25 protein-coding genes and 6 tRNA genes are annotated in these 26,693 nt (G+C 34.3%); 12 read left to right on the top strand and 19 right to left on the bottom strand.

The window, feature by feature from the left end; all coding sequences use genetic code 11:
• Positions 1-18 precede the first annotated feature (18 nt).
• From AC1QSP_RS06710 to putP, 5 genes are all read right to left on the bottom strand, one after another.
• The gene (locus AC1QSP_RS06710) at positions 19-1,059 is read right to left on the bottom strand and encodes an endonuclease/exonuclease/phosphatase family protein (RefSeq protein ID WP_484080334.1); all 1,041 of its coding nucleotides are present in this window, start codon (positions 1,057-1,059) and stop codon (positions 19-21) included.
• Positions 1,059-1,937 carry a rhomboid family intramembrane serine protease gene (locus AC1QSP_RS06715; protein WP_484080335.1) on the bottom strand — a complete coding sequence of 293 codons (879 nt, stop codon included), beginning with the start codon at positions 1,935-1,937 and terminating at the stop codon, positions 1,059-1,061. The genes AC1QSP_RS06710 and AC1QSP_RS06715 overlap by 1 nt, the downstream gene beginning before the upstream one ends.
• Positions 1,938-1,943: 6 nt before the next feature.
• Positions 1,944-2,699, bottom strand: a complete 756-nt coding sequence (locus tag AC1QSP_RS06720) for a rhomboid family intramembrane serine protease (protein WP_484080336.1) — start codon at positions 2,697-2,699, stop codon at positions 1,944-1,946.
• 2 nt (positions 2,700-2,701) lie between these two features.
• Positions 2,702-4,528 (bottom strand): DNA mismatch repair endonuclease MutL, encoded by a 1,827-nt coding sequence (gene mutL, locus AC1QSP_RS06725; protein ID WP_484080337.1) that lies wholly within the window; start codon positions 4,526-4,528, stop codon positions 2,702-2,704.
• Positions 4,529-4,647: 119 nt separating this feature from the next.
• Positions 4,648-6,144, bottom strand: a complete 1,497-nt coding sequence (putP, locus tag AC1QSP_RS06730; RefSeq protein WP_484080338.1) for a sodium/proline symporter PutP — start codon at positions 6,142-6,144, stop codon at positions 4,648-4,650.
• 79 nt (positions 6,145-6,223) lie between these two features.
• Between putP and AC1QSP_RS06735 the strand changes: the two genes are divergently transcribed.
• The 3 genes from AC1QSP_RS06735 to AC1QSP_RS06745 all read left to right on the top strand — a co-directional run bounded on the left by AC1QSP_RS06735 (position 6,224) and on the right by AC1QSP_RS06745 (position 9,897).
• Positions 6,224-8,227 (top strand): thioredoxin domain-containing protein, encoded by a 2,004-nt coding sequence (locus AC1QSP_RS06735; protein ID WP_484080339.1) that lies wholly within the window; start codon positions 6,224-6,226, stop codon positions 8,225-8,227.
• 153 nt (positions 8,228-8,380) lie between these two features.
• Entirely contained in the window at positions 8,381-8,941 is a 561-nt protein-coding gene (locus AC1QSP_RS06740; protein WP_484080340.1) for a DNA-3-methyladenine glycosylase I, read from the top strand.
• A gap of 62 nt (positions 8,942-9,003) precedes the next feature.
• Positions 9,004-9,897, top strand: a complete 894-nt coding sequence (locus AC1QSP_RS06745) for a DMT family transporter (protein ID WP_484080341.1) — start codon at positions 9,004-9,006, stop codon at positions 9,895-9,897.
• Positions 9,898-10,287: 390 nt separating this feature from the next.
• Here AC1QSP_RS06745 and AC1QSP_RS06750 read toward each other — a convergent pair whose 3' ends face one another.
• From AC1QSP_RS06750 to AC1QSP_RS06760, 3 genes are read right to left on the bottom strand one after another with little or no spacing between them, the layout of a single operon-like run.
• Positions 10,288-11,226, bottom strand: a complete 939-nt coding sequence (locus AC1QSP_RS06750) for a hypothetical protein (RefSeq protein WP_484080342.1) — start codon at positions 11,224-11,226, stop codon at positions 10,288-10,290.
• On the bottom strand, positions 11,226-11,681 hold the full coding sequence (locus AC1QSP_RS06755; RefSeq protein ID WP_484080343.1) for a GNAT family N-acetyltransferase: 456 nt from the start codon (positions 11,679-11,681) through the stop codon (positions 11,226-11,228). Before AC1QSP_RS06755 ends, AC1QSP_RS06750 begins: the two co-directional genes overlap by 1 nt.
• Positions 11,681-12,481, bottom strand: coding sequence for an SDR family NAD(P)-dependent oxidoreductase (locus AC1QSP_RS06760; RefSeq protein ID WP_322969058.1), 801 nt, complete (start codon positions 12,479-12,481; stop codon positions 11,681-11,683). Before AC1QSP_RS06760 ends, AC1QSP_RS06755 begins: the two co-directional genes overlap by 1 nt.
• Positions 12,482-12,603: 122 nt before the next feature.
• Between AC1QSP_RS06760 and AC1QSP_RS06765 the strand changes: the two genes are divergently transcribed.
• The 7 genes from AC1QSP_RS06765 to AC1QSP_RS06795 all read left to right on the top strand — a co-directional run bounded on the left by AC1QSP_RS06765 (position 12,604) and on the right by AC1QSP_RS06795 (position 14,282).
• Positions 12,604-13,503: a lysylphosphatidylglycerol synthase transmembrane domain-containing protein gene (locus tag AC1QSP_RS06765; RefSeq protein ID WP_484080344.1), complete on the top strand. Its 900-nt coding sequence runs from the start codon at positions 12,604-12,606 to the stop codon at positions 13,501-13,503.
• A gap of 119 nt (positions 13,504-13,622) precedes the next feature.
• Positions 13,623-13,697 (top strand) — tRNA-Val (locus tag AC1QSP_RS06770).
• 42 nt (positions 13,698-13,739) lie between these two features.
• Positions 13,740-13,814 (top strand) — tRNA-Val (locus tag AC1QSP_RS06775).
• Between the two features lie 42 nt (positions 13,815-13,856).
• A tRNA-Val gene (locus AC1QSP_RS06780) sits at positions 13,857-13,931 on the top strand.
• A gap of 42 nt (positions 13,932-13,973) precedes the next feature.
• A tRNA-Val gene (locus AC1QSP_RS06785) sits at positions 13,974-14,048 on the top strand.
• Between the two features lie 42 nt (positions 14,049-14,090).
• Positions 14,091-14,165, top strand: a tRNA-Val gene (locus AC1QSP_RS06790).
• A gap of 42 nt (positions 14,166-14,207) precedes the next feature.
• A tRNA-Val gene (locus tag AC1QSP_RS06795) sits at positions 14,208-14,282 on the top strand.
• 37 nt (positions 14,283-14,319) lie between these two features.
• Here the strand turns inward: AC1QSP_RS06795 and AC1QSP_RS06800 are convergent.
• The 5 genes from AC1QSP_RS06800 to hisE all read right to left on the bottom strand — a co-directional run bounded on the left by AC1QSP_RS06800 (position 14,320) and on the right by hisE (position 18,160).
• Positions 14,320-14,727, bottom strand: a complete 408-nt coding sequence (locus AC1QSP_RS06800; RefSeq protein ID WP_484080345.1) for a hypothetical protein — start codon at positions 14,725-14,727, stop codon at positions 14,320-14,322.
• Between the two features lie 85 nt (positions 14,728-14,812).
• Complete coding sequence (locus AC1QSP_RS06805; RefSeq protein ID WP_484080346.1) at positions 14,813-15,334, bottom strand: DUF2314 domain-containing protein; 522 nt, start codon at positions 15,332-15,334, stop codon at positions 14,813-14,815.
• Positions 15,335-15,365: 31 nt separating this feature from the next.
• Positions 15,366-16,748: an HTTM domain-containing protein gene (locus AC1QSP_RS06810; RefSeq protein ID WP_484080347.1), complete on the bottom strand. Its 1,383-nt coding sequence runs from the start codon at positions 16,746-16,748 to the stop codon at positions 15,366-15,368.
• Between the two features lie 150 nt (positions 16,749-16,898).
• Positions 16,899-17,678 (bottom strand): M48 family metalloprotease, encoded by a 780-nt coding sequence (locus AC1QSP_RS06815; RefSeq protein WP_484080348.1) that lies wholly within the window; start codon positions 17,676-17,678, stop codon positions 16,899-16,901.
• Between the two features lie 38 nt (positions 17,679-17,716).
• The gene (gene hisE, locus AC1QSP_RS06820) at positions 17,717-18,160 is read right to left on the bottom strand and encodes a phosphoribosyl-ATP diphosphatase (protein WP_484080349.1); all 444 of its coding nucleotides are present in this window, start codon (positions 18,158-18,160) and stop codon (positions 17,717-17,719) included.
• A gap of 142 nt (positions 18,161-18,302) precedes the next feature.
• On the opposite strand from hisE, the gene gcvP reads away from it, so the two are divergent.
• Both gcvP and aqpZ read left to right on the top strand, forming a co-directional pair.
• Positions 18,303-21,161 carry an aminomethyl-transferring glycine dehydrogenase gene (gene gcvP / locus AC1QSP_RS06825; protein ID WP_484080350.1) on the top strand — a complete coding sequence of 953 codons (2,859 nt, stop codon included), beginning with the start codon at positions 18,303-18,305 and terminating at the stop codon, positions 21,159-21,161.
• A 121-nt stretch (positions 21,162-21,282) separates the two neighbouring features.
• Positions 21,283-21,984, top strand: a complete 702-nt coding sequence (aqpZ, locus tag AC1QSP_RS06830; protein WP_484080351.1) for an aquaporin Z — start codon at positions 21,283-21,285, stop codon at positions 21,982-21,984.
• A gap of 35 nt (positions 21,985-22,019) precedes the next feature.
• Here aqpZ and AC1QSP_RS06835 read toward each other — a convergent pair whose 3' ends face one another.
• The 6 genes from AC1QSP_RS06835 to AC1QSP_RS06860 all read right to left on the bottom strand — a co-directional run bounded on the left by AC1QSP_RS06835 (position 22,020) and on the right by AC1QSP_RS06860 (position 26,616).
• Positions 22,020-22,721 (bottom strand): hypothetical protein, encoded by a 702-nt coding sequence (locus AC1QSP_RS06835; protein ID WP_484080352.1) that lies wholly within the window; start codon positions 22,719-22,721, stop codon positions 22,020-22,022.
• A 1-nt stretch (position 22,722) separates the two neighbouring features.
• Positions 22,723-23,055, bottom strand: coding sequence for a PadR family transcriptional regulator (locus AC1QSP_RS06840; RefSeq protein ID WP_322969049.1), 333 nt, complete (start codon positions 23,053-23,055; stop codon positions 22,723-22,725).
• A 91-nt stretch (positions 23,056-23,146) separates the two neighbouring features.
• A complete protein-coding gene (locus AC1QSP_RS06845; protein ID WP_322969048.1) occupies positions 23,147-23,326 on the bottom strand; it encodes a hypothetical protein in 180 nt (59 codons plus the stop codon).
• Between the two features lie 40 nt (positions 23,327-23,366).
• Positions 23,367-24,275 (bottom strand): M28 family peptidase, encoded by a 909-nt coding sequence (locus AC1QSP_RS06850; protein ID WP_484080353.1) that lies wholly within the window; start codon positions 24,273-24,275, stop codon positions 23,367-23,369.
• A gap of 269 nt (positions 24,276-24,544) precedes the next feature.
• Positions 24,545-25,213, bottom strand: a complete 669-nt coding sequence (locus AC1QSP_RS06855; RefSeq protein ID WP_484080354.1) for a sterol desaturase family protein — start codon at positions 25,211-25,213, stop codon at positions 24,545-24,547.
• Between the two features lie 119 nt (positions 25,214-25,332).
• The gene (locus AC1QSP_RS06860) at positions 25,333-26,616 is read right to left on the bottom strand and encodes a citrate synthase (protein WP_484080355.1); all 1,284 of its coding nucleotides are present in this window, start codon (positions 26,614-26,616) and stop codon (positions 25,333-25,335) included.
• Positions 26,617-26,693: the final 77 nt, after the last annotated feature.

Below are 26,693 nucleotides of genomic sequence, written 5' to 3' on the forward strand. Positions count from 1 at the left end.
TTAATAAATATAATACTATTATTGTAGTTTATAGTTCACGATGACTGGAAAATGATCAGAAAATTTCTTTCGAATAATTTTAGCATCTACCACTTCTAATTGTGGAGAATGGAATAAATAATCAATTCGAATGGGAAACTTAAATCCATGGAAAGTAGTAGCATTCCCCTCACCTGCCATGATGTATGAATCGTTTAAATATTTGGTTATTTTCAAATATTCATAGGATAATGGAGTGGCATTAAGGTCAGATCCCAATATTACAGGATGAGGTGATCGACGAATAAAAGGAATTAATTCATCAAGCTGAGATTGATGCATGACCATTCCTTTAACCAATTTTGTTTCTAATTTTTTACTCGTTTGTTCCATTTCTTCCGCAGTATCGGAAGTAATGACGTCTTTTACCAATGCCTTTTCTATGTACATTGGTTCCATATATAAATTAATCACACGAACAGTATCAAATCCTAAATCAATATCAGCATAAGCTCCCATCCCTGCTCCTGTATTGACTGTAGATTCTATGACATTAGTTTTAATAATTGGATATTTACTATAAATGGTTAATAATCCAAAATACTCTTTATAATAGCGATCAAGTTTTTTAGCACTCCAATTTTTTTGCTGTTTTTCTCGGGATTCTTGCAATAACATAATATCGGCAAGATTATTCTCGATCAGTTCACTGGTTCCATCAGCACGAAATCCATGGGTATTGAAACTCATAACCGTAAGTTGTCCTTCTCCATGCACTTGTTTAGATAAGTTTTTTACGGGATAAGATAAATACATCGGATAAAATGCTCCTAAGGATAATAAAGTAACTAGAATAAAATGCCTCCAACTAAATAATAGCCAATAGAACATAAATGTTATCACGATAATAAAAAGAATCGGATATCCTATGGAAATAAAATTGAAGTAAGGAATTTCTGAAGGTTTAAAAATATAATTCAAGTAAATAGAATACGCGATAAATAATACCAACAGATTGATGGTAAAAATGAAACGATTAAAATAATTCAATCGAAATTTATCACGACTTAATAACCCCATTATGATCTCCCTTCTCTAAATAAAAAATCTTTATCTTCCTTTGATAAACTTTCGTAACCTGATTTTGAAATTTTGTCTAAAATTGAATCAATTCTTTTTTGTTTTTCAACCTTTTGATGATTGAATTCGTAATCGGTTTTTGGTTTAGTTTGATTTGTTGTTGTTTGTTTATTCTTATATGTTTTAAACGTTGTTTTACGTTCTTTTTGACTAAATAAATTTAAACCTTTTGAAACAATATTTCCTAAAAAATCGTTTCCTTTTTCAAATTGTTTCATGTACAAATATCCAAATGCCATTCCACCCAAATGAGAAATGCTTCCACCCAAATTCGAACTTTTTAAGATAATTTGTAAAAGATCAATTCCAATAAATACATATCCAAAATAAAGAATAGGAAATGAAGAAGGAATTAAGACCATTCGTACCGGTAATTTTGGATTATAACTAATTACAGCAAATAATAATGCATAAATTCCCGCTGAACTGCCTGCTAATAAATTTGAACTTTTAATGGGAAATAATAAGAAAAGAATTCCTCCTGCAATTGCACCAAAAAGATAAAACGTCAGCAAATTTTGATCTCTGAAAAATCGTAAAAACAATTGAGCAACGAAATACAATAAAATCATATTCATTGCTAAATGAAGGAAATCCCAATGCAACCACGAATAAGTGAATAAAGACCATGGCTGTCCCAAAAATCCTTGCTCTAAGCGTGGCAACTCCAAAAAGTCTCGTATTCCTAATTTTAGTAATCCATCAAGGATAAATAAAGAGAAAAATATCACAACATTGATATAAATAATCTTTGTTGCAATATTTCCAGTATTAAATTTTAATTTTAAATCGTCTAAAATTCCATTCAGCATATTCATACTGTTTTAATTTCTTCGGTATAAATTTTTCTTCCAATTTTTAATAAAGAAGTATCCGATAACGGCTCCACCAAGGTGAGCAAAATGAGCGACATTATTCCATTCGTAATTTCGAATTCCCATAAATAACTCAATTAAAATCATAATCGGAATAAAATATTTTGCTTTGATTCCAATAGGTAGAAACATAAAGAACAATTTATTATTTGGAAACAATACCGCAAACGCAATCAATAATCCATATATCGCTCCTGATGCACCAACCATTGGTGTAATATAGTCTTTAACCAATTCAATCGCATTTCCATTTGCAACTACTGCAGCTGACGGCTCATTCACAAATTCACGATGAATATTCAATTTCGAAGCAGAATAAATATCTTTTAATTGTACGCCTTGTTCAAGTACAACATTTTGCAATTGACTTATTTCAATATAGTTGACTAAATTGAATAATATAAATCCTCCAAAACCGGAATAGATAAACAACTTTAGAAAATTCTTATCTCCTATATTATTTTCGACGACTGAACCAAACATCCATAACGAAAACATATTAAAGAAAAGATGTGAAAAACTTCCGTGCATAAACATATGCGAAAGCACCTGCCACGATTCAAAATTGGGAGAACCAGGGAAAAATGCACCTAAAATCATCGTTAAGTCTATTCCTTTATCTTGGAACACTAACGTTGCCAAGAAGAATAATACATTAATGATTAATAAATTCTTCGTTATTTTAGGTATCGATTGTTGAAACATAATTATTGTAATATTTTTTCAACTTCAGAAGTATTCATCTGAACGAAAATTGGTCGTCCATAGGGCGAATAATTCGGATTGGGTAATCGTAATAATTCTTCTACTAATGAGGTTGCTTGTTCTTCTTTTAAAACAGCTCCTTTTTTAACAGCTGCGTTTTTTGCTAATATTTTGGCAAAAGATTGATCCAATTCTAACGACTCTTTAAATTCTAATTCATCAATAAAATCCATAAATATGGACACTACATCTTCTTGTTGTACATCTACTGGAATAGCGTTAATGACAATAGCCTCTTCATCCAATGAAATATCAAATCCAAAACTTAGCAATTGACTTTCAACATTAATTAACTTTTGACGATCATTCGGCGATAAGTCCAATTCAATTGGGAAAAGCATTTGTTGAACCAATCCATTTTCTCGCTTCGAGTGAATGTATTTTTCAAATAAAATCTTTTGATGCGCTCGGTGTTGATCAATGATCAATAATTCACCACGGTATTCTACAATCAAATATTTCGATTGCCATTGAATCACATTGAATTTTTCTGATTGTCCTACTTCAGATTCAAACAATTCGTGCGTTTGACCAAAATCAGACTCAAATACTTGATGCGCGTGATTATTTTCAATTTCTAATTCCACTGCATCATTGTAAAAATCCATCGTGGATTTAATTGCCGATGGTTTGGGTGCACGGTAATGATTATCATTTGAAAAAGGATTAAAACTTTGATCCACTGTAATCTCAGGCATTTTAATTTCAGCATCTTCTGTTGCTGAAGGGATAAATGCCCAGTTAGGATCTTGTTCAAAATCCAAGGATGGAATGACATTAAACTGACCTAATGCATGTTTTACTGCTGCTCGAATAATCGTATAAATCAAGGCTTCATCTTCAAACTTAATCTCAGTCTTAGTCGGATGAATATTGATATCGATACGAGACGGATCCAATTCTAAATACAAGAAATAAGCAGGCTGATAACCAGCAGGCAATAAATCTTCAAACGCATCACATAAAGCATTGTGCAAATATGGACTACGGATAAATCGGTTATTAACAAAGAAGAATTGTTCTCCTCTCGATTTTTTAGCCGCATCTGGTTTCCCTACATATCCTTTGATCTTAACGATTTCTGTATCTTCTTCAACCGATATAATTTGTGCACCTAATTTTTTACCAAAAATTTGAACAATTCGTTGCTTTAGATTTCCTGCTTTTAAATGATACACTTCAGAATCATTGTGATGCAAGAAAAAGCTTACATTTTCATGTGCCAAAGCTATACGTTGAAACTCGTCTTGAATATGTCGAAATTCTACTTGATTGGATTTAAGAAAATTGCGACGCGCTGGAACATTGTAAAATAAATTTTTTACTGAAATTGAAGTTCCAACTGGACATACCACAGGATCTTGATTGCGTACCACCCCACCTTCGATGATTAATTGATTTCCTAATTCATCTATTTCGCGACGTGTTTTAGTTTCCACTTGTGCCACTGCGGCAATCGAAGCTAATGCCTCTCCTCTAAATCCTTTGGTATGAATAGAGAATATATCTTCGGTAGTTTTAATTTTAGAAGTCGCATGTCGTTCAAATGCCATACGAACATCTGTCACACTCATTCCGCTACCGTTATCTATAACTTGGATTAACGTTCTACCAGCATCTTTGCAAATTAATTGAATGGATGTTGCACCCGCGTCTACCGCATTCTCAATTAACTCTTTCACTACAGATGAAGGGCGTTGCACCACTTCTCCAGCAGCAATTTGATTAGCTACATGATCTGGTAGTAATTGAATAATATCATTCATCATTCTTCCTAAAGAAATATTTTTTCGATTCTTCTTTAAAATCTACTTTCTACAAATATACAAACAAATATATTTTTTGAACGATAAACCCAAAAGACATCGTGTTCAGAAAATACATTATATTATTTTTTAATTAACTTATTCACTTGTTCGAATTCGTAAGTAATTGCCTTGTTTTCCTTTTGTGTTAAAAGTGAAACCAAAATAATCGATACAAATGAACAAACAAATCCAGGTAATAGTTCATACCAATCCTTGTACGAATGGTCGGCATATACCCAAATCAGAACCACACTTGCACCAACAATCATTCCAACTAATGCCCCTTGCCAAGTTGTCTTTTTCCAAAGCAAGGATAAAAGAATAAGAGGTCCAAACGCAGCACCAAATCCTGCCCAAGCATTTCCCACTAAATTTAAAATGGAATCTTTAGGCGAAATGGACAACATTAATGAGATAATAGCCACTAACAGTACCGATATACGGCTCACCATTAATAGCTGTTTTGAGGTTGCTTTTTTGTGGAGAAAAGCTTTATAAATATCTTCCGTTAATGAGCTCGATGTCACCAACAATTGAGAAGAGATTGTACTCATTACAGCTGCTAAAATAGCGGACAATAAGAATCCACCAATTAAGGGATGAAATAGTATTCGCGAGAAATAAATAAAAATGGTTTCTGATTCTGTTTTCGAAGCATCAAATCTCAACATTGTCGTTCCATCAAATTTTAATAAATAGGCAATTCCTATTAAGCCAACTAACAATGCACCACCTACAGTAAAGATCATCCACGTAATTCCAATACGGCGTGCTTTTCTCAGATCACCAACTTGACCAATCGCCATAAACCGAACTAATATATGAGGTTGACCAAAATAGCCTAATCCCCAAGCCAATAATGATATAATACTAATTGTTGTCGTACCAGAAAATAAATCTAAATAGTGATCTCCTTTAGAAGCTACAAGTTGCAAGGTTTCTCCAATACCTCCAATTTCGATTAATGCCACTAGAGGTACAATTACTAGAGCCAAAACCATAATGGTTCCTTGAACAAAATCGGTTAACGATACAGCTAAAAATCCTCCTAAAAATGTATACAATACAACGACTAAACTGGTAAGGTATAAACCATTCTTATAATCGAAACCAAAAGCGGATTCAAATAATTTCCCTCCCGCTACCATTCCAGATGAAGTATAAAGCGTAAAGAAAACTAAGATTAAAAGTGATGAAACGATTTTTAACAAATGTGTTTTGTCCTTGAAACGATTTTCAAAAAATACCGGTAATGTAATCGAATTTCCTGCAACTTCTGTATATAAACGTAATCGTGGCGCAACAATCAAATAATTGAAAAATGCCCCTATCGTTAACCCTATAGCAATCCATATAGAAGATAATCCTGTGAAATACATGGCGCCGGGGACACCCATCAATAACCATCCACTCATATCAGATGATCCCGCTGACAAAGCCGTTACTGCCGCTCCCATTTTACGGCCTCCAATTAAAAAGTCTTCTGAATTTGAATTCGATTTTCGAAAAGAATAAACGCCAATTCCAATCATTAAAAGCATATATATACCGATGGAAATGATTTCGTACGTATCCATTATATTTTAAATTTTACCGAAGATAAACTTTTTCATCTATTCAATTTGTCCGAACTTTAATAATTCAAATTGAGGAAGCATGAATTTTCAACAAAATAATCTAAAATCGGCAACAAGTCCCTATTTAAAACAACACGAAAACAACCCGGTTTGGTGGCAAAGTTGGAGCGATGAAGTTTTAGCCTATGCTCAGGAAATGAATAAACCGTTATTGATTTCGATCGGCTATTCGGCTTGTCATTGGTGTCACGTCATGGAACATCAATCGTTTGAAAATGATGAAGTCGCCGAAATCATGAACGAACATTTTGTCTGCATTAAAATTGATCGAGAAGAACGTCCTGATTTAGATGCTTTGTACATGAATGTGGTGCAAATTATTCATCAATCCGGCGGATGGCCATTGAATGTTTTTGCATTGCCCGATGGTCGTCCTTTTTATGGTGGAACATATTTTCCAAAGCACCAATGGATCGAATTATTGATGAACATTCAAGCCATGTACCACCAGAACTATTCCAAAACTTTGGAATATGTGCATTCCATTGCAGAGGGTTTAACGAAAATGGAAACCATCGAATTAAAATCCGAGCAGCAATTTTCCAAAGATAAAATTCAAGAAACATTTGATTTTTGGAAACAACAATTTGATGACGAATGGGGAGGATTTAACCGTGCGCCAAAATTCATGCTACCCAATGCATGGGAAGCGATACTGCGTTATGGCGTACAAACCAAAGATGAAGACGTATTGATTCAGACAAAAATAACATTGGATCGTATGGCTTTTGGCGGTATTTACGATCAACTAAAAGGTGGATTCGCACGCTATTCGGTCGATCCCTATTGGAAAGTGCCTCATTTCGAGAAAATGTTATACGACAACGGACAATTGCTTTCATTGTACGCAAATGCCTTTAAAGTTTATGGAGAAGAGGAATACAAAAGCGTAATGGACGAAACCGTAAATTGGTTAAAAGACGAAATGCTTGCGCCTGAAAATGCCTTTTATGCCGCAATCGATGCCGATTCAGAGGGCGAAGAAGGTAAATATTATGTGTGGAATTCTGCTGAATTAAAAGAAATTTTAGGCCATGAATTCGAATTATTCAAAGCGTATTATAACATCGACGGTTTTGGCGAATGGGAACACGGAAACCATATTCTGATGCGTTTGACCGATGATGAAGATTTTGCAGAAAAACACCAAATGTCGTTGGAAGATCTTTTATTAAAAGTTAAACATTGGAAAGCAATTTTAAATCCAATCCGTGAACAACGCATCAAACCACATCGCGATGAAAAAATTCTAACTTCTTGGAACGCCTTAACGATTAAAGGATTGTGCGATGCCTATCAAGCCTTAGGAAAGGACGAGTATTTAGAATTAGCAGAAAATGCCATGCAATTCTTGCTAGCAAAACAATGGAATGGGGAAACGCTTTACCGAAATTATAAAGACAAGCAAACAACCATACCTGGATTTTTAGATGATTATGTATTAGTCATCGAAGCCTTGATCAAATTATTTGAAACAACAACGAAACTAAATTATTTAGAGAAAGCCCAGGATCTAACAGAACAAGTATTCAACCAATTCTACAACCATAAAAACAAAATGTTTGCGTACAAATCGCATTATGACACACCTTTGGTGAACGAAACATTTGAAATTTATGACAATGTGATTTCCTCTTCAAATTCGATGATGGCAAACAATTTATTCAAATTGGGGAAAATTTTAAATCAAGATCATTACATCGAACAAGCCAAACAAATGCTTTCGAACATCGAAGATAAAATTCACGATTACCCGACTGGATTTGCGAATTGGATACAATTATATTTAAATTTTAGTCACGATTACAAAGAAATTGTAATTGTAGGGGATCAAGCCAAGGAATATTTAAAACAACTGCATTTTTATTACATTCCAAATGCCGTTTTTGTAGCAGCTGAAAAAGAGCATCTAGAAATTACACAAAACCGCTGGACAGAAGGCCAAACTGGAATTCACATTTGCCAAAACTATGCTTGTATGATGCCGGTTTATGAAGTTGATAAAGCATTAGAAATAATTTAAGTTCTAATCCTGTCGAGGTTTAAAACCTTGACAGGATTGATAAAAGAAATCAACTGTTATATTGAACCTTTCTCGACAGCTCATAAAGTAAATGTAATTCTGAAAAATTCAGGATAACTTTTGCAAACGACAAATAAGAAAAGAAGTAAAGCCATGAATAAAAAAAGATGCTTTTGGGTCACGAAAGACCAAATTTATATCGATTACCACGACAACGAATGGGGAAAACCGGTTTATGATGATCAAACTTTATTTGAATTTATCATCCTAGAAAGTTTTCAAGCGGGATTAAGTTGGTTAACGATTTTAAAACGACGCGAACATTTCAGAAATGCTTTCGATCAATTTGAGGTGCAGAAAGTAGCCAATTACACTGCTGATAAAGTTGAAGAATTGATCCAAAACGAAGGGATTATTCGTCACCGTGGGAAAATTGAAGCGGCCATTTCCAATGCAAAATTATTCATCGAGATTCAGAAGAAGTTTGGTTCATTTGCACAATTTATTTGGAATTATGTCGACCATCAGCCGATCATCAACCATTGGACAACGAGAGAAGAAGTTCCGGCCACTACTCCACTTTCTGATCTAATCGCAAAAGACTTGAAGAAAAGAGGATTTAAGTTTTTTGGATCCACCACAATATATGCATTTATGCAAGGCATTGGAATGGTAAACGACCATACCACCGATTGTTTTTGTCACAAAGGTTAAAAGTTGAATTTGTTATTTTATTATCAAATGAACTTTAGCATCTTTGCACAAAATACACATTGATGAAAATTTCGTTACAGAACTGGATTATCTTAGGCGTTTTAGCGCTGACGTGGGGAAGTTCTTTTATCTTAATCAAACAAGGATTAGTTTCCTTTACGCCTTATCAAGTTGGGGCCTTACGACTATGCTTTGCAGGAGGCGTTTTAGCAATTTGGGGGATTCCCAACTTAATCAAACGCATTCCAAAAAATAAAATCGGGTATGTGGCCTTAGCTGGATTTACCGGGAATTTTGTACCCATGTTTTTATTTCCAATTGCCCAAACGCAGGTGTCAAGTTCGATGGCAGGAATTTTGGATTCCTTAGTCCCCTTATTCATCTTGTTATTTGGAGCCTTATTTTTCCAATTGAGAGGAACTAAAAATCAAATTTTAGGGGCAATCATTGGTTTTGTAGGTGCTGTGATCTTAATTGGGGGTGATGGATTGACAGGTGAAAATAGCTTTTGGCATTGCATGATTATTGTTTTTGCTACCGCTTTATACGGTTTAAACAGTTTAATCTTAACGAAATATCTAAACGATATTCCTTCCTTTCAATTATCTTCTTCATTATTTACGATTTGGTTACCGCCTGCAATAATCATCTTATTGTTTTCAGGATTCCCAACCGTTTTTGAAGGTACGATTCCACAATGGCAAAGTCTAGGATTTATCGCCATTTTAGGTTTAATTGGAACGGCAACAGCGATGATTTTGTACTATAAATTAATTCAGTCAACCGGGCCAATGTTTTCTTCAATGGTAACTTATTTAATGCCCGTGGTTTCTGTCTTTTGGGGAATTTTAGTAGGCGAAAAAATCACATGGTTACATATCGTTGGATTTATTTTAATCCTTTCAGGTGTTTATTTGACGCAGAAACCAGACAAAAAACAAATCGAAACCATTTAACGGTACTATACGATCAATCCTCATTTCAATGAATGAGGATTTTTTATGCACATTCATTTCATAGGAGAACTTTACTTAAAGCAAGACAAGAGCATCACCGAAGAAAGATAAGAGAATCCTCCTGGTTGAGGCGAAGTTGAGGCGGTACAAAGGCAGCATAGAGGTAGCATAAAGGCGGCATAGAAGCGTCATAGAACCGATACTGAACAATGACCGTGAAAGAAAATAAAGTGGCCTAAAGAGGGGTTGAAATTACGGATTTAAAAATACGATTTTTTCGCTAAGAATTCCGAATCTTTCCTTTCTTCTTTCAGGTATCCCATACAAAAAGCCACTACTGGAACTTTGTTCCAACAGTGGCTTTTTGTATGGGTTAATTATATTGTACACCTAGTGTATATAAGGTTTTAAAGCTGTTGCTAATCTTCTGGTAAACTCATCCGCCCCTTTATCGTTTAAATGGGTGGTATTGTAAAACCATTTTTGTTGATAACTGATCGAATCATTCGAATAATCCAATAAAGGCAAATCATATTTTTGTAAGGTTTTTTGGTAACGCCCTACAATTTCATCGCGGTTCAACATATACCCTTGCCCTTTGTAAAATTCTGGCGCAATCGTAAAAATCAATTGAATATTTTCTTGTTGACAACGTTGGATTAATTCTTCTAACAAAGGATACACTTCGGCATCAAATTCCGCATCTTTTGCTTTTAAATTCGCCCAATTGACATTCCATTTTCGGTTATAGGATTTAAAACCTTTTAAACGAAAATCTCCATTTTTGTCCACTTTTTCTTTTGCGGCTTTTTGGATTTCATCTTTCCAATACTTTTGGTCTTCGTATCGGTAAAACGGAATCACATAATCTTTCCAATCGGCATTTTCATATTCTTTTAGGTACGCATACAATTTGTAATTCCATAACATAAAAGGCACGTATTGATTCGGTTGAAACACTTCATCAATGTGCGAAAATGAAAACGTATCCAAATTCCAAACAATGGTCTGAGGATGAGGATTTTTATCCAAATACTTCAAGAAACGATAATATTGCATCTTGAATTTACTTCCGTTCAACCCTAAATTATGCGTTTTCATCCCCAACGAATCTTCCAGAATTTGAGGATTGATATGAATCATCGCCCGTGAAGAACCAAAAACAGCTAAATCCACGTCTATATCCCCTTGATTCACGCGGTTCCATTCTTGTACTTCACCGCTAAACAAGGCTTTCTCTTTTAACGAATTGGAATAAAGAATATCGCCAATTCCGGCTAAAAAATAAATGGCCACCAATGTGACCACCATATATTTGATGAATTTCATTATTTTCTCAACATTTCGATGTGTGGAATATCATCTTCTAAATACGCTTCCGAAACTTGTTCAAAGCCGAAGGATTCGTAGAAGGCTTTTAAATACAATTGAGCTGAAATTCGAATCGAAGAAGTGAAAAAGCGATTCTCAACGACTTCAATTGAATTGGCAATTAATTGCTTTCCTAAACCTAATCCACGGTGCTTTCCGCTACTCACCACTCGTCCAATCGAAGGTTCGTTTTCATAAGAAACGCCTTTTGGAACAATGCGCGAATACGCAACCACTTCATCCTGGATGGTCGCCCACAGATGCCCGCATTTGAAATCCTTTCCATCGGCATCTTGGTAAATGCAATCTTGTTCAATCACAAAGACTTCATTGCGTAATTGTATAATTTGATACAATTCTTTGGCGGTTAATTCTTCGAATATTTTGTAATGCCAAACGACTTTCCCTTCCATTAATCTAACTTTGAGTATTTTGCAATAATATTTTCGAACATTTTCTGAGGTAAAATACTTTTTAACGTCACCGAAAATTTCTGCATCGTTTTCCCGATGTAATAGTGAGGTTTGATGTTTTTTTGATTTAAAATACCTTCAATGATTGGAATTAAATCTTCAGTCGGTGTACCTTGTGCCACTTCGTGGTCGATATCGGCGACCATTTCATCGTATTTCTTTTTGTAAAAAGCCGAAACAAATGATTTTACACGCCCTTCCGCAATGTTGGTTTTAATATCCCCAAAATTTAACGTGGCAATTTCTACCCCTGTATGACGGTTTTCTAAACGAGCCGATTCAATCAAACGGTCGATCATTGCTTTGGACGCTGAATAATATCCTCTAAATGGTAGCCCATTGTTACTGGCAATCGAAGAAACATTTAATATATGCCCTGATTGTTGCGCACGCATCACCGGTAATACTTCTTGCATCGTATAAATTGGACCGTATACATTCACATTTAATAATTTCTCGATATCCTCTTTCGAAGCATCTTCTACGGCACCCAACATCCCAATACCTGCATTATTGATCAAGACATCAATTCGGTTATTGGTTTCTGTTAAAATCTGTTGAAAAGTACGTTTCACATTGGCTTTGTCCGAAACATCAGTGGGAATATGTTGGAATCGCTCTTGTCCTTTTTTAGAACGCGATAATCCATACACTTGATGACCTTGATCGTGAAAATAATTGGCTAAAGTAAGTCCAACTCCCGACGACGAGCCTGTGATCACAATAACTTTTGATTGCATAATACCCTAAAATTTTAAACAAAACTAAGGAATATCAAACAATTAATAAACGTGAAATATTTTTTTAAAGGATTTCTTGAAGAATCTCTAAATTTGTCCCTTAATTTAGAACTCATATTCCCTTGAATCCTAAAACAAAAAAATATATTGTAACCGGATTAAAGTTAGCGATTAGCTTTATTTTAATTTATTACGTATTCTTTGTCAAATTACATATTTTCGACATTTTCGACAATTATAAGAATGCCAATTGGATGTATATCGCATTAGCTGTGATTTTATATGTCATTTCCCAAGCCTTATCCGTCTTTCGTTTAGATTATTATTTTCGAGATATTCAATTGGACTTATCTTATCGATCGAATATTCGCTTGTATTTCTTAGGGATGTTCTACAATACCTTTGTACCAGGAGGTGTAGGTGGTGATGCTTATAAAGTATATATGCTGAATAAGAATTACGATAATGGGGTCAAAAAGATTTCACAAGCCGTATTCTTGGATAAAATCATTGGTCTATTTGCCATGGTATTAATTATCGTCTTTTTGGTGTATTTATCCAATCTTACCGATTATCCCATCATTCAGTATGGGGCATTAATATCATCTTTAGTCGGTTTTATTGCAGTTCCCTATATCCTTGGGATAATTTTCCCTCTTCATAAAAAGACCTTTTTTAACTCGATGATTTATTCGATCGTCTTACAGTTAATTCAAGTTGGAATGTTGTATTTTGTCCTGGAAGGATTAAATATTCATCCGGAAAATTTCAGCATTTATTTATTGATTTTTCTAGTCTCAGGAATTTTATCCATTATTTCGTTTAGTGGATTTGGAATTCGAGAAGTGGTCTTTATGTATGCTGCCCATCGCTTCAATTTTAATGAAACATTAGCGACAAGTGCCGCTTTTATTTTCTCCATAATTACCATTTCCATCTCATTTGTGGGAATCATTTATCTGTTTAAAGGCGTAAAAATTGAAGAGAAGAAAAAAAACTCAAAATTTCTTGATAAAAATTAAAAAAATATTTCCCTGAAATAAAATTAGTTAAGAAAAAAGCATAAATTTTTATTGATAATTTTCGATTCAACTATTTGGATTATTCAAAAACAGCCCTATATTTGCAATCCAATTACGAAGGTCTCTTAGCTCAGTTGGTTCAGAGCACCTGCCTTACAAGCAGGGGGTCACTGGTTCGAATCCAGTAGGGACCACATAAAGACAATAGAAAGTCTTTTCAATCAAATTCTAAACAAGGTCTCTTAGCTCAGTTGGTTCAGAGCACCTGCCTTACAAGCAGGGGGTCACTGGTTCGAATCCAGTAGGGACCACATAAAGACAATAGAAAGTCTTTTCAATCAAATTCTAAACAAGGTCTCTTAGCTCAGTTGGTTCAGAGCACCTGCCTTACAAGCAGGGGGTCACTGGTTCGAATCCAGTAGGGACCACATAAAGACATTAGAAAGTCTTTTCAATCAAATTCTAAATAAGGTCTCTTAGCTCAGTTGGTTCAGAGCACCTGCCTTACAAGCAGGGGGTCACTGGTTCGAATCCAGTAGGGACCACATAAAGACAATAGAAAGTCTTTTCAATCAAATTCTAAACAAGGTCTCTTAGCTCAGTTGGTTCAGAGCACCTGCCTTACAAGCAGGGGGTCACTGGTTCGAATCCAGTAGGGACCACATAAAGACAATAGAAAGTCTTTTCAATCAAATTCTAAACAAGGTCTCTTAGCTCAGTTGGTTCAGAGCACCTGCCTTACAAGCAGGGGGTCACTGGTTCGAATCCAGTAGGGACCACAACAAAAATCCTTTCAAGTCATCTTGAAAGGATTTTTTATTTTAACCTATATTCTATTTTTTCAAAAACCTTTTTATAAGGTATCAGAGATAGAATAACTAACATTATCGAAAAAATAACTCCTTTTTTACTGTGTTCTACCGATTCTTTATCTAAAAATTTATCATTTTTAATTGAATAAAATACTTCGTGTTTATCGCCAATATCCAAGTTTAGACACGTATCTCCATTAAGTTTAGTATTGTATTCTTTTTCTTTGTGCAAAAAGGAAATTGAAGATGCTCCATTATGACTTCCACAATTCTTTTCTCGTACAGTAATTTCATTCTTATTTTTATTATTTATTGCCTCATTGTTTCCTCTAAAAGTATAAATTTCATAAAGTGAAAAGATACACAATACAAAAGCAATTAAAAGTTGATTTTTTAAGAAATAATTATCCATCTATTAAACTCTATATCATTATTAATATACCAAAAAATCCCTTACACATGGGGTAAGGGATTAAATCTTATATAAAGTTCATTGATTAATCGAACTTTGCTTTGTATTGTTTATCAAACTCTACTTTCTCTGCATCGGATAATTGATTACGCATGTATTTCACGGAATAACCACCAATGACACGTGCAATCGAATCGGTTGGTTCTACTTTATAAAACATCCAATCCGAAATCTTTTGATCATCGATTACAATGGTATCGTTTAATTTCACCTCTTTTGTAATTTGAGGTTGATTATCAACAATACCTTTTAACACTTCTCCATCTTGATACACATCACGAATCCATAAATGTTCTTGTCTTGTTCTCCCATTTTCATCAACAATATATTCTTGTTTGACAATAAAATTAGTCATGGTAGAATCTTTCATCTGCAGCGCCAATTTAAAATCATCAAATGTACGACGTGCTTCCAAGGTGATACTATCTAAAAGTGCTGCTTCTTTTTCTTGTTTATCTAAACCTTTATAAGCATCTTTTGCGATGTTTTTATTATCACAGGCTGTAAATGCTACCAATGCAAAAAGCATTACGATTATTTTTTTCATGGTAAGGAAATTTATTTAAAGTTAAGAAAAATTAATGAAAATAGGATAGTTTTAATTCCTTAGGTTGAGGTTTAATCCATCCTTGATGCCCAAAATAACTCCAATTGACTTGGGCTAAATCAACTTTAGGATTGGTGTATTGATAATATTCTGATCCATTTACAGAAACTTTACTGTCTGCAAATACCATCACATGATCAATTCCTTTCTTTTTGTAATCTTCTTTGATGAATTGGGCCATTTGCCAAATCATATCGGCAGAACTCCCAAAACGTCCCGCTTGCTTAAAGGTTAAGTATTGGTACAAGTCAACTTGCTCTTTGGTTTTAAATTTTCCATTTTTATCCGGAAATGCAACATAAAATTTGGTATCGTTGGAACGACTTCTTAACATCATTCGCCAAGATAAGCGATGTCCTTCTTCAGTCCAGAAAACATTTCCTGGAATGATATAATGACGAATTGGCAAATATACTTGCCAAACCAAATACAACATTAATAGATATGAAAATGCTACACGACGAGTGGTAATTAAACCATCTTCATCGTTACGATCCATCATAAACGATTTTGTTTTGAAGAAAATTTCTTGAATTTTAACTGGGTCATAAAAGAAAATCATCATTGCTAAAGCAAAAAATGGGAATACTCCAATTCCAAAAACAATCGAATTGAAGGCATGAAAAAACACCGCTGCTCGAAAAGCATATTTTCTAGTTTGATCAATTAACATGGCAGGAACAATAAACAAATCGAACAAAAATCCTAACCACGCAATTCCTTGAGAAAACTCTATACTTCCAATAATTTGAGCTAATCCATCCAATTGGTATTTTCCACTTAAAATATGGGCATATTGTATGAAATGAGCATTTAAAAAAACTCCGTTAAACCAATCAGGGTAAATCTTAGCAATTGCTGCAAATGTATAGACGATAAACAATTGTGCAATAAACAACACTCTAACCCAATTTTTACAGGTTAAACGTTTTAGACGAGGAAAAATAAAACTGTCTACAGAAAAGAAATGATGCGCGGGGATTACGGTCATCATCCATGAAACCAACATAAACAAATAATAATGATTATTATAACTCGTTTTTTGCATGAAATAGGTCATGGACCACATGATTGCAAAAACAATCATTGAAAAGCGATAGAAACTTCCTAAGGTGATGAATATGCCTAATAAGCCCATCACTGCATAATAATAAATCATGTGTGGACCAAGGAGATTATTCATCCACTCAAATCCAATAAAGGTAAAGGTTAATTTTGGTTCCACCATGTTCACATTTACCCAACCGGTAAAAATGGCTCCCCAACATTCGGCAACAATTAATAACCCAAAAAGGATTCTAAAAATTACTAACGCAGAATTATCGATTTTTCGGAATAAAAATTCACTAAACATGTTTTACTTCTTTTTGGCTAATTTATAAATTTAGGGTTGGTCTATTGATAAAAGTTCAAAGATATTTAAAGCCGTAAAATGGATGACCTCATCGACCATATTTCATAAAAAAAACGATTGAAAATCAATCGCTTTATCGGTTATTGTTATTTATAGATTGGTATATTTCTCTATGGCTGCTTGAATTTTAGCTCGTCGATTGGCTGGAGAAGGGTGGGTACTTTGAAATTCGGGCACATTACTTCCACCAGAAGCTTCCTCTAAAATATCCATTACACCAATTAAAGCCGTAGGATCATAACCCGCTTGTAGCATAAAACGAACGCCTAAATCGTCCGATTCTAATTCATCTTCACGACCATATTTCATATTGACCATGTTCGCTACTACTTGTGCATAATAGGCCGAATTCATATCTCCAGCTGCTACCCCAGCAGCACCGGCTATACCTTGGGTTAATTGTTGCTTCGACATTTGTTCGGCACTATGACGTGCAATCACATGCCCTACTTCATGTCCAAGCACACCCGCCAATTGATCTTCAGATTTTAATCGTCCCAAAAGTGCTTCCGTAATAAAAATTGGTCCCCCTGGTAATGCAAAGGCATTCACCGTCCGTTGATCGGCTAACACATAGAATTGAAAAGGATATTGGGTTTTGCCTGCATCACTGGATTTCACAATCTTTTCACCCACTTGTTTTACCAACTGTTGAGCTTGTGCATTTTGTGATAATCCACCAAATTCTTGCGCCATTTGTGGTGCTGAATTTAATCCCAATGCTATTTCTTGATCTTTTGTCAATGAAATGTATTGTTTCTCTCCTGTCACTTCATTCACTTCAGAGCTTGAAAAATATTTCACCAATGAAAATATCACAATCCCTGCCGCTAAAAGTAATTTTAATGATGATGAACCTCCTCTTTGCATAGCGTTATTCAATTAATCTACTGAAGATAAGAAATTTATTACTTTTTATGACGTTTTTTTAAAATTTCTAACACATCTTTGAGTTCGAAACCACGATCATGTAAAGCCATTAAATAATAAAATAGGACATCAGCAGATTCTTCTAAAAAGGCATGGTCATCCTCTTGAGATGAAGCTATTACCATTTCTACCGCTTCCTCCCCCATTTTCTTCGCGATTTGTGAAGTCCCTTTTTTATGAACACGTTTCATTTTAGATTTTTTAGCATCCTCTAATTTGGCTTCTTCCATCATCGCTTCCAATTTCTTTAGGAATGGAAATCTTTTCTCTTTTGTTTCTATTGTGTTGGTTTTGTCTAAGTCCATGTTGTTTGTTCCTATTTGTAAAAATAAAGATAGCGATTGAATCTTACCAATTAATTTGCCAAAATCCCTCCCACGTCCTATAATTTCTTTTCCGTTTCTAATTTTTTTTGACCACATTTATCATTTTGATCCCAAGAACAATCAATGATTCAATTGTTTTCCCTATGATGAGAAATAAAGGCCCTTCGGAATATGCAAGAAATTTTATTTTGATCGGAAATAATCTTAAATTTACGGTCAAATAAAACAAACGCAAACAATGAACACAAACGACTTTTCCATTCGTCATATTGGAAATCATGGAAAGCAAGTAGATGAGATGCTTGCTGTGATCGGGAAAGACTCTATCGAAGCTTTAGTTGACTCTACACTTCCTCACAACATTAAATTAAATGCTGATTTGGATTTACCAGAAGCCCTTTCTGAATATGAGGCCATCAACCATTTAGCTGAATTAGCATCTTTAAATAAAAAAGTTAAGAACTACTTAGGATATGGATACTATGGTACTATTTTACCAGCACCTATCCAACGTAATATTTTAGAAAATCCAGGTTGGTATACAGCCTATACGCCTTACCAAGCAGAAATTGCACAAGGACGTTTAGAAGCTTTATTAAACTTCCAAACGGTTATTTCAGATTTAACAGGTTTACCGATTGCAAATGCTTCTTTATTAGATGAAGGAACTGCATGTGGTGAAGCAATGCATATGTTATTCGAATCTCGTTCAAGAGATCAAAAGAAAAATAACGTCATTAAATTCTTTGTTGCTGATAACTTATTTCCACAATCCATAGCTGTTTTAGAAACAAAAGCTCATGGATTAGGAATCGAATTAGTGGTAGGAAACTACGAAACAACAGAATTAAACGAAGATTACTTTGGAGCGATTGTTCAGTACATCGGAAAAGGTGGACAAATCAATAACTATAAATCATTTGTTGAGAAAGCGAATGCTGTTGGAGTAAAAGTAGCAACTGCTACAGATCTATTAGCGTTAACTTTATTAACACCTCCAGGAGAATGGGGTGCTGAAATCGTGGTAGGTACTTCTCAACGTTTTGGTGTTCCAATGGGATACGGTGGACCTCACGCTGCTTTCATGTCATGTACAGAAGATTACAAACGTGTTATTCCTGGACGTATCATTGGGGTTTCTCAAGACCGTTTAGGAAACTACGCATTACGTATGGCTTTACAAACGCGTGAGCAACACATTAAACGTGAAAAAGCAACATCGAACATTTGTACTGCACAAGTATTATTAGCTGTGATGGCTTCTTTCTACGCGGTTTACCACGGGAAAGATGGTTTAACATTCATCGCCAATGAAATTCATGCGAAAGCGGGAATCTTACAAGGTGGATTAGTACACTTAGGATACAAAGTTACCAATACGAACTTCTTTGACACTGTTCAAATCGAGGTAGAAAATTCGGACGAAATCGTTCAAATTTTTGCAGAGGAAGATATTAATGTCAACGGATTCGAAAAAGGAAAAATTTCGATCACAATTGATGAAATGACTTCTGAAGAAGATGTTTTCGAAATCTTAAGCGTTTTTGCAACAATTAAAAATACAGAAGACGGTTTTGAATTTGAGGTGGAAGAATCATACTTACCAGCTGACTTAATCCGAACTTCTGATTTCTTAACTCACCCTAACTTTAATTCATACCACACAGAAACAGAATTAATGCGTTACATCAAACGTTTAGAGCGTAAAGATTTAGCTTTAAACCAATCGATGATTGCATTAGGTTCTTGTACAATGAAATTAAATGCAGCGACTGAGTTATTACATATGTCTTGGGAAAGAATGGGGAATGTACACCCTTTCACACCGAAAGAACAAGTTGTAGGTTACCAAACATTAATCAAAAACTTAGAAGATTACTTATCAGTAATTACAGGTTTTGATGCGACTTCTTTACAACCAAATTCTGGTGCACAAGGAGAATATGCAGGATTAATGGTGATTCGTTCGTACTTCGAATCGAAAGGTGAAGGACACCGTAATGTGGCTTTAATTCCACAATCTGCACACGGAACAAACCCTGCATCTGCTGCAATGGCTGGAATGAAAGTCGTGGTGGTTAAAAACTTAGAATCTGGAGAAACGGATTTAGAGGATTTAAAAGCGAAATGTGAATTACACAAAGATCATTTAGCAGCTTTAATGATTACTTACCCTTCAACTTACGGAGCGTTTGACAGTAACATTGAAGAAGTAACAAAAATGATTCACGAATACGGTGGTCAAGTGTATATGGACGGTGCGAATATGAATGCACAGGTTGGATTAACTTCTCCTGGAAATATTGGTGCAGACGTTTGCCATTTAAACTTACACAAAACTTTCGCTATTCCTCACGGTGGTGGTGGGCCTGGAGTTGGACCAATTTGTGTGAAATCACACTTAGCTCCTTATTTAGGATCATCTCCAATTATCGAAACAGGAGGAAAAGAAGCGAAAAATACTTTTGCTGCTGCTCCTTATGGTTCTGCCTTTATCTTACCAATTTCATATTCTTACATTTTAATGTTAGGAGCTGAAGGTTTAGTTAAAGCTACTCAAGGTGCTATCTTAAATGCCAACTATATGAAAACGCGTTTAGAAGGTCACTACGATATTCTTTATACCAATGCAAACAACGTAGTAGCCCACGAATTCATTTTAGATTGTCGTCCATTTAAGAAAGTCGGTATTGAAGTAACAGATATTGCAAAACGTTTAATCGATTATGGATTCCACGCGCCTACAGTTTCCTTCCCTGTTGCTGGAACATTAATGGTAGAGCCAACTGAATCTGAATCGAAAGCAGAATTGGATCGTTTTTGTGATGCTTTAATTCAAATTCGTCAAGAAATTGATGAGGTCGCTAACGGAGACTATCCTGTAGACAATAACGTATTGCATAATGCACCTCACCCACAGCACTTATTAACAGCTGACGAGTGGGAATATCCTTACACACGTTCAAAAGCAGCTTTCCCATTAGAATGGGTGCGTGAACGTAAATTCTTCGCTACAGTATCTCGTATTGATGATGCATATGGTGATCGTAATTTAATGTGTACTTGTGCTCCTGTTGAGTCTTACATTGAAGAATAATTTTTTCATCTATCATATTTAACATTGACGTCCCGAATTTTCGGGGCGTTTTTTTTTGCAAAAAATTAATTCCATCTTTTTTATCCTTAACTTCATACGACCTAAACAATTATAAATAAATATGAAAAATTATGCTGCCGAGTTTTTCGGTACTTTTTGGTTAGTCTTTGGAGGTTGTGGGAGTGCAATTTTCGCGGCTGGCATTCCTGAACTAGGAATTGGATACGCTGGGGTATCACTTGCTTTTGGTTTAACTGTTCTTACTATGGCCTATGCTGTGGGGCACATTTCAGGTGGACATTTTAATCCAGCAGTATCTTTTGGTCTGTTCGCTGGAGGGAGATTTGATGCAAAGCAATTGTTACCATACATCATTTCGCAAGTATTAGGTGGAATTGCTGCAGCAGGAGTATTATACTTAATTGCTAGTGGAAATGCAGAATTTTCGATTGACAATACTAAAGCAGGAGCATTCGCTTCCAACGGTTATGGGGCTTTATCACCACACGGCTATTCTGTAACTGCTGCTTTTTTAGCAGAATTTGTTTTAACGGCTTTCTTTTTAATTGTAATATTAGGAGCAACAGATAAATATGCGAATGGGAAATTTGGAGGTATTGCCATTGGATTAGCTTTAACATTAATCCACTTGATTTCTATTCCAATTACCAACACATCTGTTAATCCTGCACGTTCTACATCGCAAGCTATTTTTGCAGGTGGAGAATTTGTTCCACAACTCTGGTTATTCTGGGTAGCTCCTATCGCTGGTGCTATCGTGGGAGGATTAATTTATAAATTCTTATTACAGAAAAACGATTAAAATATACACAAGAAAAGCTCCATTTGGAGCTTTTATTATTTCATTATTAATTGATATTCTGAACATAAATCCTTCAATATTTCATCTGAATGTTTGGGGAGATAATAACACGAAACATATAGTATCAAATATAAGAAAGGTAGTATTATAGCTACACCAATATTTACATAAAGAAAATTTACATTTAGATGTAATATTGATTGTATACCTAAATTAAAAAATGCTGAAGCAGCAGAAATCGATATAAAATTTTTATATATTGTTTCCACCAATACTAGCTTTGTACCCAATTCCTTAGTTTTTAATTTATATTGATTATTTAATCGTACCAATTGATAAATACCAATGCTATAGAAAAGAACGATAGCTACTATAAAGGTAATTTCAGCGTCTAAAAGTGTAAATAAGAAATAAATAATTGAAAATAATAACATTAATCCAACATATTCTTTCTTTTTTAGATGATCTACAATTGCGTTATTAATAACCTTTTTATATTTCTTCTGAAGCTCTAATTTTCGTTGATCAACAATATCAGAAAAACCAAAAACCCCAAACTTTTTGAATTCCATATTTAATGCATCATCAAAAGTAATACTATTATCTATATTCCATTGCTCTTCAATTCCACATGCCAAATGGTCAACTAATTCTAATTGTAAATCATAATATTCCACATAATGCTTCTTTGTGAAATCAAATAATTTTTGAATTTCCTTCTCAGTTAATTTTTTCATTTTAAATAAGTTTAGGATCAATTAAATTCTGAATTTGTTGAATTGTATCTTTTAATGAATTTAGACGATTAACTGTTTCCTTCTCTCCAAATTCAGTCAAACGATAATACTTTCGTATACGACCATCGATCTTTACAGCTTCTACATCAACTAAATTTTCAGCTTCTAGTTTATGTAAAATAGGATACAATGCACCTTCTTTTATCTCGAATTCATTATTAGACAAAGCCTTTATTTTTTGTATTATTTCGTAACCATACATTTTACCATTATCATTTAATAATTTAAGTAATATTGGTTGTAAACTACCTTTATAAAATTGTGCATCTATCATATACCTAAGATTCTTATGTAAGGTACGTTAAAAAAAATAAAAAGTAATTAAATAACTACTTTTTTATTTCGAATCATTCAAATCTTAACTATTAATTTTTCTTCAGCACAAAATTTCTGTATACTCTAACCACTAAATAAGCAATGGCCAGATAAAATTTCTTTTGATACAGCAATTCGAATCCCTCGATAGGATAAAATTTTTCAGAGATAAATAAGGCTAATAATACGATGACAATTCCTATACTTATCGTATTTAATGTTTTTACCATTTGTTTTAATTTATATTTTCATCCACCATTGAAATATCAATTATGATTTATATTTCGCTTTGATGTTTTTTTTCATCATTTTGTGGGAAGCACGACCAATACCTTTAGTTATTGCCGATAAATTATCCATATCAATTACATCAAATTCATCATTGGGTTGGTGGTAATGTTTTTGGGTTTCCATATTTACGGTCGATAATGCATGGGAAATCACTCCTTTTTTATAAAAATGAACATTATCCGAACGCATAAATAAATTTTGTTTTAAATAAGGATCATCTGAAATGCGAAATGTTTTACATGAATTTTGATTCATCAAGTCTTTTAAATCCGAGCGATCACTTCCTGTCATATACACTTTCCCTTCCCCGAAAGCTGAAACAGTTCCTAACATCTCAAGATTATGCATAACTTCCATTTTTGGTAAATATTTCGCAAATTCAGGGTTTTCTACTAATTTGCCTGAACCTATTAAACCAATTTCTTCCGCGTCAAACGCCATGTACATGATGCTCTTTGCAGGTTTTTTCTTTTTAAAATAATCCGATAATGCCATTACAACTGATGTTCCACTAGCATTATCATCCGCGCCATTATAGATCTTATCTTCTCCTTTGCCGTGATTACCTACATGATCAAAATGACCTCCAAACGCTACAATATCATCCGATTTTCCTTCTTGGATACCGCACACATTGTAACCTGTTTTTTCTTTATGTTCAAATGGAATTAAATACGAATTTCCGACACATGGTTTAAGACCATTGGCTTTAAAATGATTGGCAATATAATCTGCTGCTTTTTTCCCTCCTTCTGTTCCAAACGCACGTCCTTCCATTTCATCTGAAGCTAACGTTTTAACATACTCGGTATGTTTTTCTTTTGAATATTGCGCTTGCGAAATAGATGTTACTAATCCTAAAGCGATCAAGAAATTGTATTTTTTCATGTGTAATTTTATAATCAATGAAGATAAATAAATTATTTTAAACATTCCCCCTAATCCATCTTCAAAAGGAGGAAGTTACTCAAAAGAATAAATTCTTTCGTTTCGTATAGCTTTCAAATTTTCAATCGTATGATTTCAATAATTTTTAATTTCTTCACAACTAAAACTTACAACCAATAGACCTAATTTCTCCAATCTTCCTTGACGAAAAGCCTCAAAGTCGTAGGTCTAATTTTAAATTCCCTTATGGGAATGATAAGGATGTATCATTATTTCTTTTTCTCGAACATTAATTCTTTTACTTTCTCTTTATCTTCCTTTTCTTTATTTAAATCGAACATGGTACCAAATACACGATCCCAAAACGTATTTGAAACGCCAAATCCCAGTTCTTCATTCTTATAATGGTGCAGATGATGATTACGCCATAAAGGTTTCATAAATTTAAATGGTGGTGCTACTGCATGAATTAAATAATGCATGGACGCATATAAAAGATAGCCCAACATAAATCCAGGAAAAAAACCAAACACATATCGTCCTAAAATCAAATATTGAATTCCAAAAATAATGGATGCTAAAATTATACTTGGAACAGGAGGCATAAACAATCGTTGTTTATCTCTTGGATAATGATGGTGATTCCCATGAAAGATATACACTACTTTTTGCAATTTTGGATGTTCAGTCGTCCAATGAAACAAATAGCGATGGGCAAAATATTCGAAAATGGTCCAAAAAACCATGGCACCCAAAAATAGACCTATGATCAATTGAAGTGATAATTGAAAAGAAGTATAACCAGTATATAAAATATAGGATAAAATTGGGATATACATCCCCCAAATAACAGCAGGGTGTCCTTTGGTTAACATTTCCAAATATTTATTCTCAAAAAGCTGCGCTTGTCCTTTGTTATGGATCTTCTCAAATTTCATAATGATTCGTTTAGTTCTCTTAAAATTAAACAATTAGTATGGAATATCAAATGAACAAACACAAAAAAAACTCCAAGTCATAAGACTTGGAGTTTTTTAAATATAATGTAAATGTGTTATTATCTAGCAGACATTTCAACATAATCACGAGTCGCAGCACCAGTATATAACTGACGTGGACGTCCGATTGGTTGATTTGTTTGACGCATTTCCATCCATTGAGCAATCCATCCTGGTAGACGTCCTACAGCAAACATTACTGTGAACATTTCAGTTGGGATTTCTAATGCTTTGTAAATAATTCCTGAGTAGAAATCTACGTTTGGATATAATTTACGAGCTTTGAAGTATTCGTCTTCTAAACAAGCTTGCTCTAATCCTTTAGCAATATCTAAGATTGGATCGTTGATTCCTAAAGTTGTTAATACATTGTCAGCAGCAACTTTGATAATACGAGCACGTGGATCGAAATTTTTGTATACACGGTGTCCGAATCCCATTAAACGGAATGGATCTTCTTTATCTTTTGCTTTAGCAATAAATTTAGCAACATCTCCACCATCATTTTGGATCGCTTCTAACATTTCTAATACGGCTTGGTTTGCACCTCCGTGTAATGGTCCCCATAATGCAGAGATACCAGCTGCAATAGAAGCAAAAATACCTGCGTGAGAAGAACCTACTAAACGTACAGTTGATGCAGAACAGTTTTGTTCGTGATCAGCGTGTAAGATTAATAATTTGTCGAACGCTTCAACGATTGTTGGATTAGCTTTATACCCTTCAGAACCATCATTGAATAACATTTGGTAGAAGTTTTCTACGTATGATAATGTATTATCTGATTTCGTTAAAGGTAAACCTTTGATTTTACGTTGAGCCCAAGCTGCAATTACTGGGAATTGTCCTAATAATGTAACTGCTGCATCGTACATTTCTTCTTCTGTAACAACATTAATTTTATCTGCATTGAAAACAGATAAAGCTGAAGTTAATGATGAAATGATTGCCATAGGGTGAGAATCCTGTGGGAATGCATTTAACATTGTAACAATTTCTTCTGCTACTTCAGTATTTTTTCTAATATCAGCCACAAAACCATCTAATTGTTCTTGAGTTGGTAATTCACCTTTGATTAAAAGGTACATTACTTCTTCAAAATTAGATTTATCTGCAATTTGTTCGATTGGATATCCTCTATACAATAACTTTCCTTCTTCACCATCTAAGAAAGTGATTTTAGACTCACAAGATCCCGTGTTTTTGTATCCTGGGTCCATTGTGATTAATCCTGTTGCACCTCTTAACTTAGAAACATCAATTGACTTTTCGTCCATTGATCCTGTTGAAACCGGAAGCTCCAACTCCTTTCCATCGTAACTTAATACTACCTTGTCTGACATTTTTTAGTTTATATTATTTAACGCGTAATTTACAATATATTTTATTAATTCCGGACTGATATAAATCAGTGTCAGAA

The organism is Faecalibacter sp., assembly GCF_057177045.1.

Excerpts from the sequence above, each read along its gene's own strand:
- AC1QSP_RS06760 (WP_322969058.1), bottom strand. The coding sequence starts at position 12,481 with ATGCAATCAAAAGTTATTGTGATCACAGGCTCGTCGTCGGGAGTTGGA.
- AC1QSP_RS06740 (WP_484080340.1), top strand. The coding sequence starts at position 8,381 with ATGAATAAAAAAAGATGCTTTTGGGTCACGAAAGACCAAATTTATATC.
- mutL (WP_484080337.1), bottom strand. The coding sequence starts at position 4,528 with ATGATGAATGATATTATTCAATTACTACCAGATCATGTAGCTAATCAA.
- hisE (WP_484080349.1), bottom strand. The coding sequence starts at position 18,160 with ATGTGGTCAAAAAAAATTAGAAACGGAAAAGAAATTATAGGACGTGGG.
- AC1QSP_RS06850 (WP_484080353.1), bottom strand. The coding sequence starts at position 24,275 with ATGAAAAAATACAATTTCTTGATCGCTTTAGGATTAGTAACATCTATT.
- putP (WP_484080338.1), bottom strand. The coding sequence starts at position 6,144 with ATGGATACGTACGAAATCATTTCCATCGGTATATATATGCTTTTAATG.
- AC1QSP_RS06715 (WP_484080335.1), bottom strand. The coding sequence starts at position 1,937 with ATGAATATGCTGAATGGAATTTTAGACGATTTAAAATTAAAATTTAAT.
- AC1QSP_RS06755 (WP_484080343.1), bottom strand. The coding sequence starts at position 11,681 with ATGGAAGGGAAAGTCGTTTGGCATTACAAAATATTCGAAGAATTAACC.
- AC1QSP_RS06860 (WP_484080355.1), bottom strand. The coding sequence starts at position 26,616 with ATGTCAGACAAGGTAGTATTAAGTTACGATGGAAAGGAGTTGGAGCTT.
- AC1QSP_RS06815 (WP_484080348.1), bottom strand. The coding sequence starts at position 17,678 with ATGCAAAGAGGAGGTTCATCATCATTAAAATTACTTTTAGCGGCAGGG.
- AC1QSP_RS06835 (WP_484080352.1), bottom strand. The coding sequence starts at position 22,721 with ATGAAAAAATTAACTGAGAAGGAAATTCAAAAATTATTTGATTTCACA.
- AC1QSP_RS06710 (WP_484080334.1), bottom strand. The coding sequence starts at position 1,059 with ATGGGGTTATTAAGTCGTGATAAATTTCGATTGAATTATTTTAATCGT.
- gcvP (WP_484080350.1), top strand. The coding sequence starts at position 18,303 with ATGAACACAAACGACTTTTCCATTCGTCATATTGGAAATCATGGAAAG.
- AC1QSP_RS06745 (WP_484080341.1), top strand. The coding sequence starts at position 9,004 with ATGAAAATTTCGTTACAGAACTGGATTATCTTAGGCGTTTTAGCGCTG.
- AC1QSP_RS06800 (WP_484080345.1), bottom strand. The coding sequence starts at position 14,727 with ATGGATAATTATTTCTTAAAAAATCAACTTTTAATTGCTTTTGTATTG.
- AC1QSP_RS06750 (WP_484080342.1), bottom strand. The coding sequence starts at position 11,226 with ATGAAATTCATCAAATATATGGTGGTCACATTGGTGGCCATTTATTTT.
- AC1QSP_RS06845 (WP_322969048.1), bottom strand. The coding sequence starts at position 23,326 with ATGGTAAAAACATTAAATACGATAAGTATAGGAATTGTCATCGTATTA.
- AC1QSP_RS06735 (WP_484080339.1), top strand. The coding sequence starts at position 6,224 with ATGAATTTTCAACAAAATAATCTAAAATCGGCAACAAGTCCCTATTTA.
- AC1QSP_RS06720 (WP_484080336.1), bottom strand. The coding sequence starts at position 2,699 with ATGTTTCAACAATCGATACCTAAAATAACGAAGAATTTATTAATCATT.
- AC1QSP_RS06840 (WP_322969049.1), bottom strand. The coding sequence starts at position 23,055 with ATGATAGATGCACAATTTTATAAAGGTAGTTTACAACCAATATTACTT.
- aqpZ (WP_484080351.1), top strand. The coding sequence starts at position 21,283 with ATGAAAAATTATGCTGCCGAGTTTTTCGGTACTTTTTGGTTAGTCTTT.
- AC1QSP_RS06805 (WP_484080346.1), bottom strand. The coding sequence starts at position 15,334 with ATGAAAAAAATAATCGTAATGCTTTTTGCATTGGTAGCATTTACAGCC.
- AC1QSP_RS06855 (WP_484080354.1), bottom strand. The coding sequence starts at position 25,213 with ATGAAATTTGAGAAGATCCATAACAAAGGACAAGCGCAGCTTTTTGAG.
- AC1QSP_RS06810 (WP_484080347.1), bottom strand. The coding sequence starts at position 16,748 with ATGTTTAGTGAATTTTTATTCCGAAAAATCGATAATTCTGCGTTAGTA.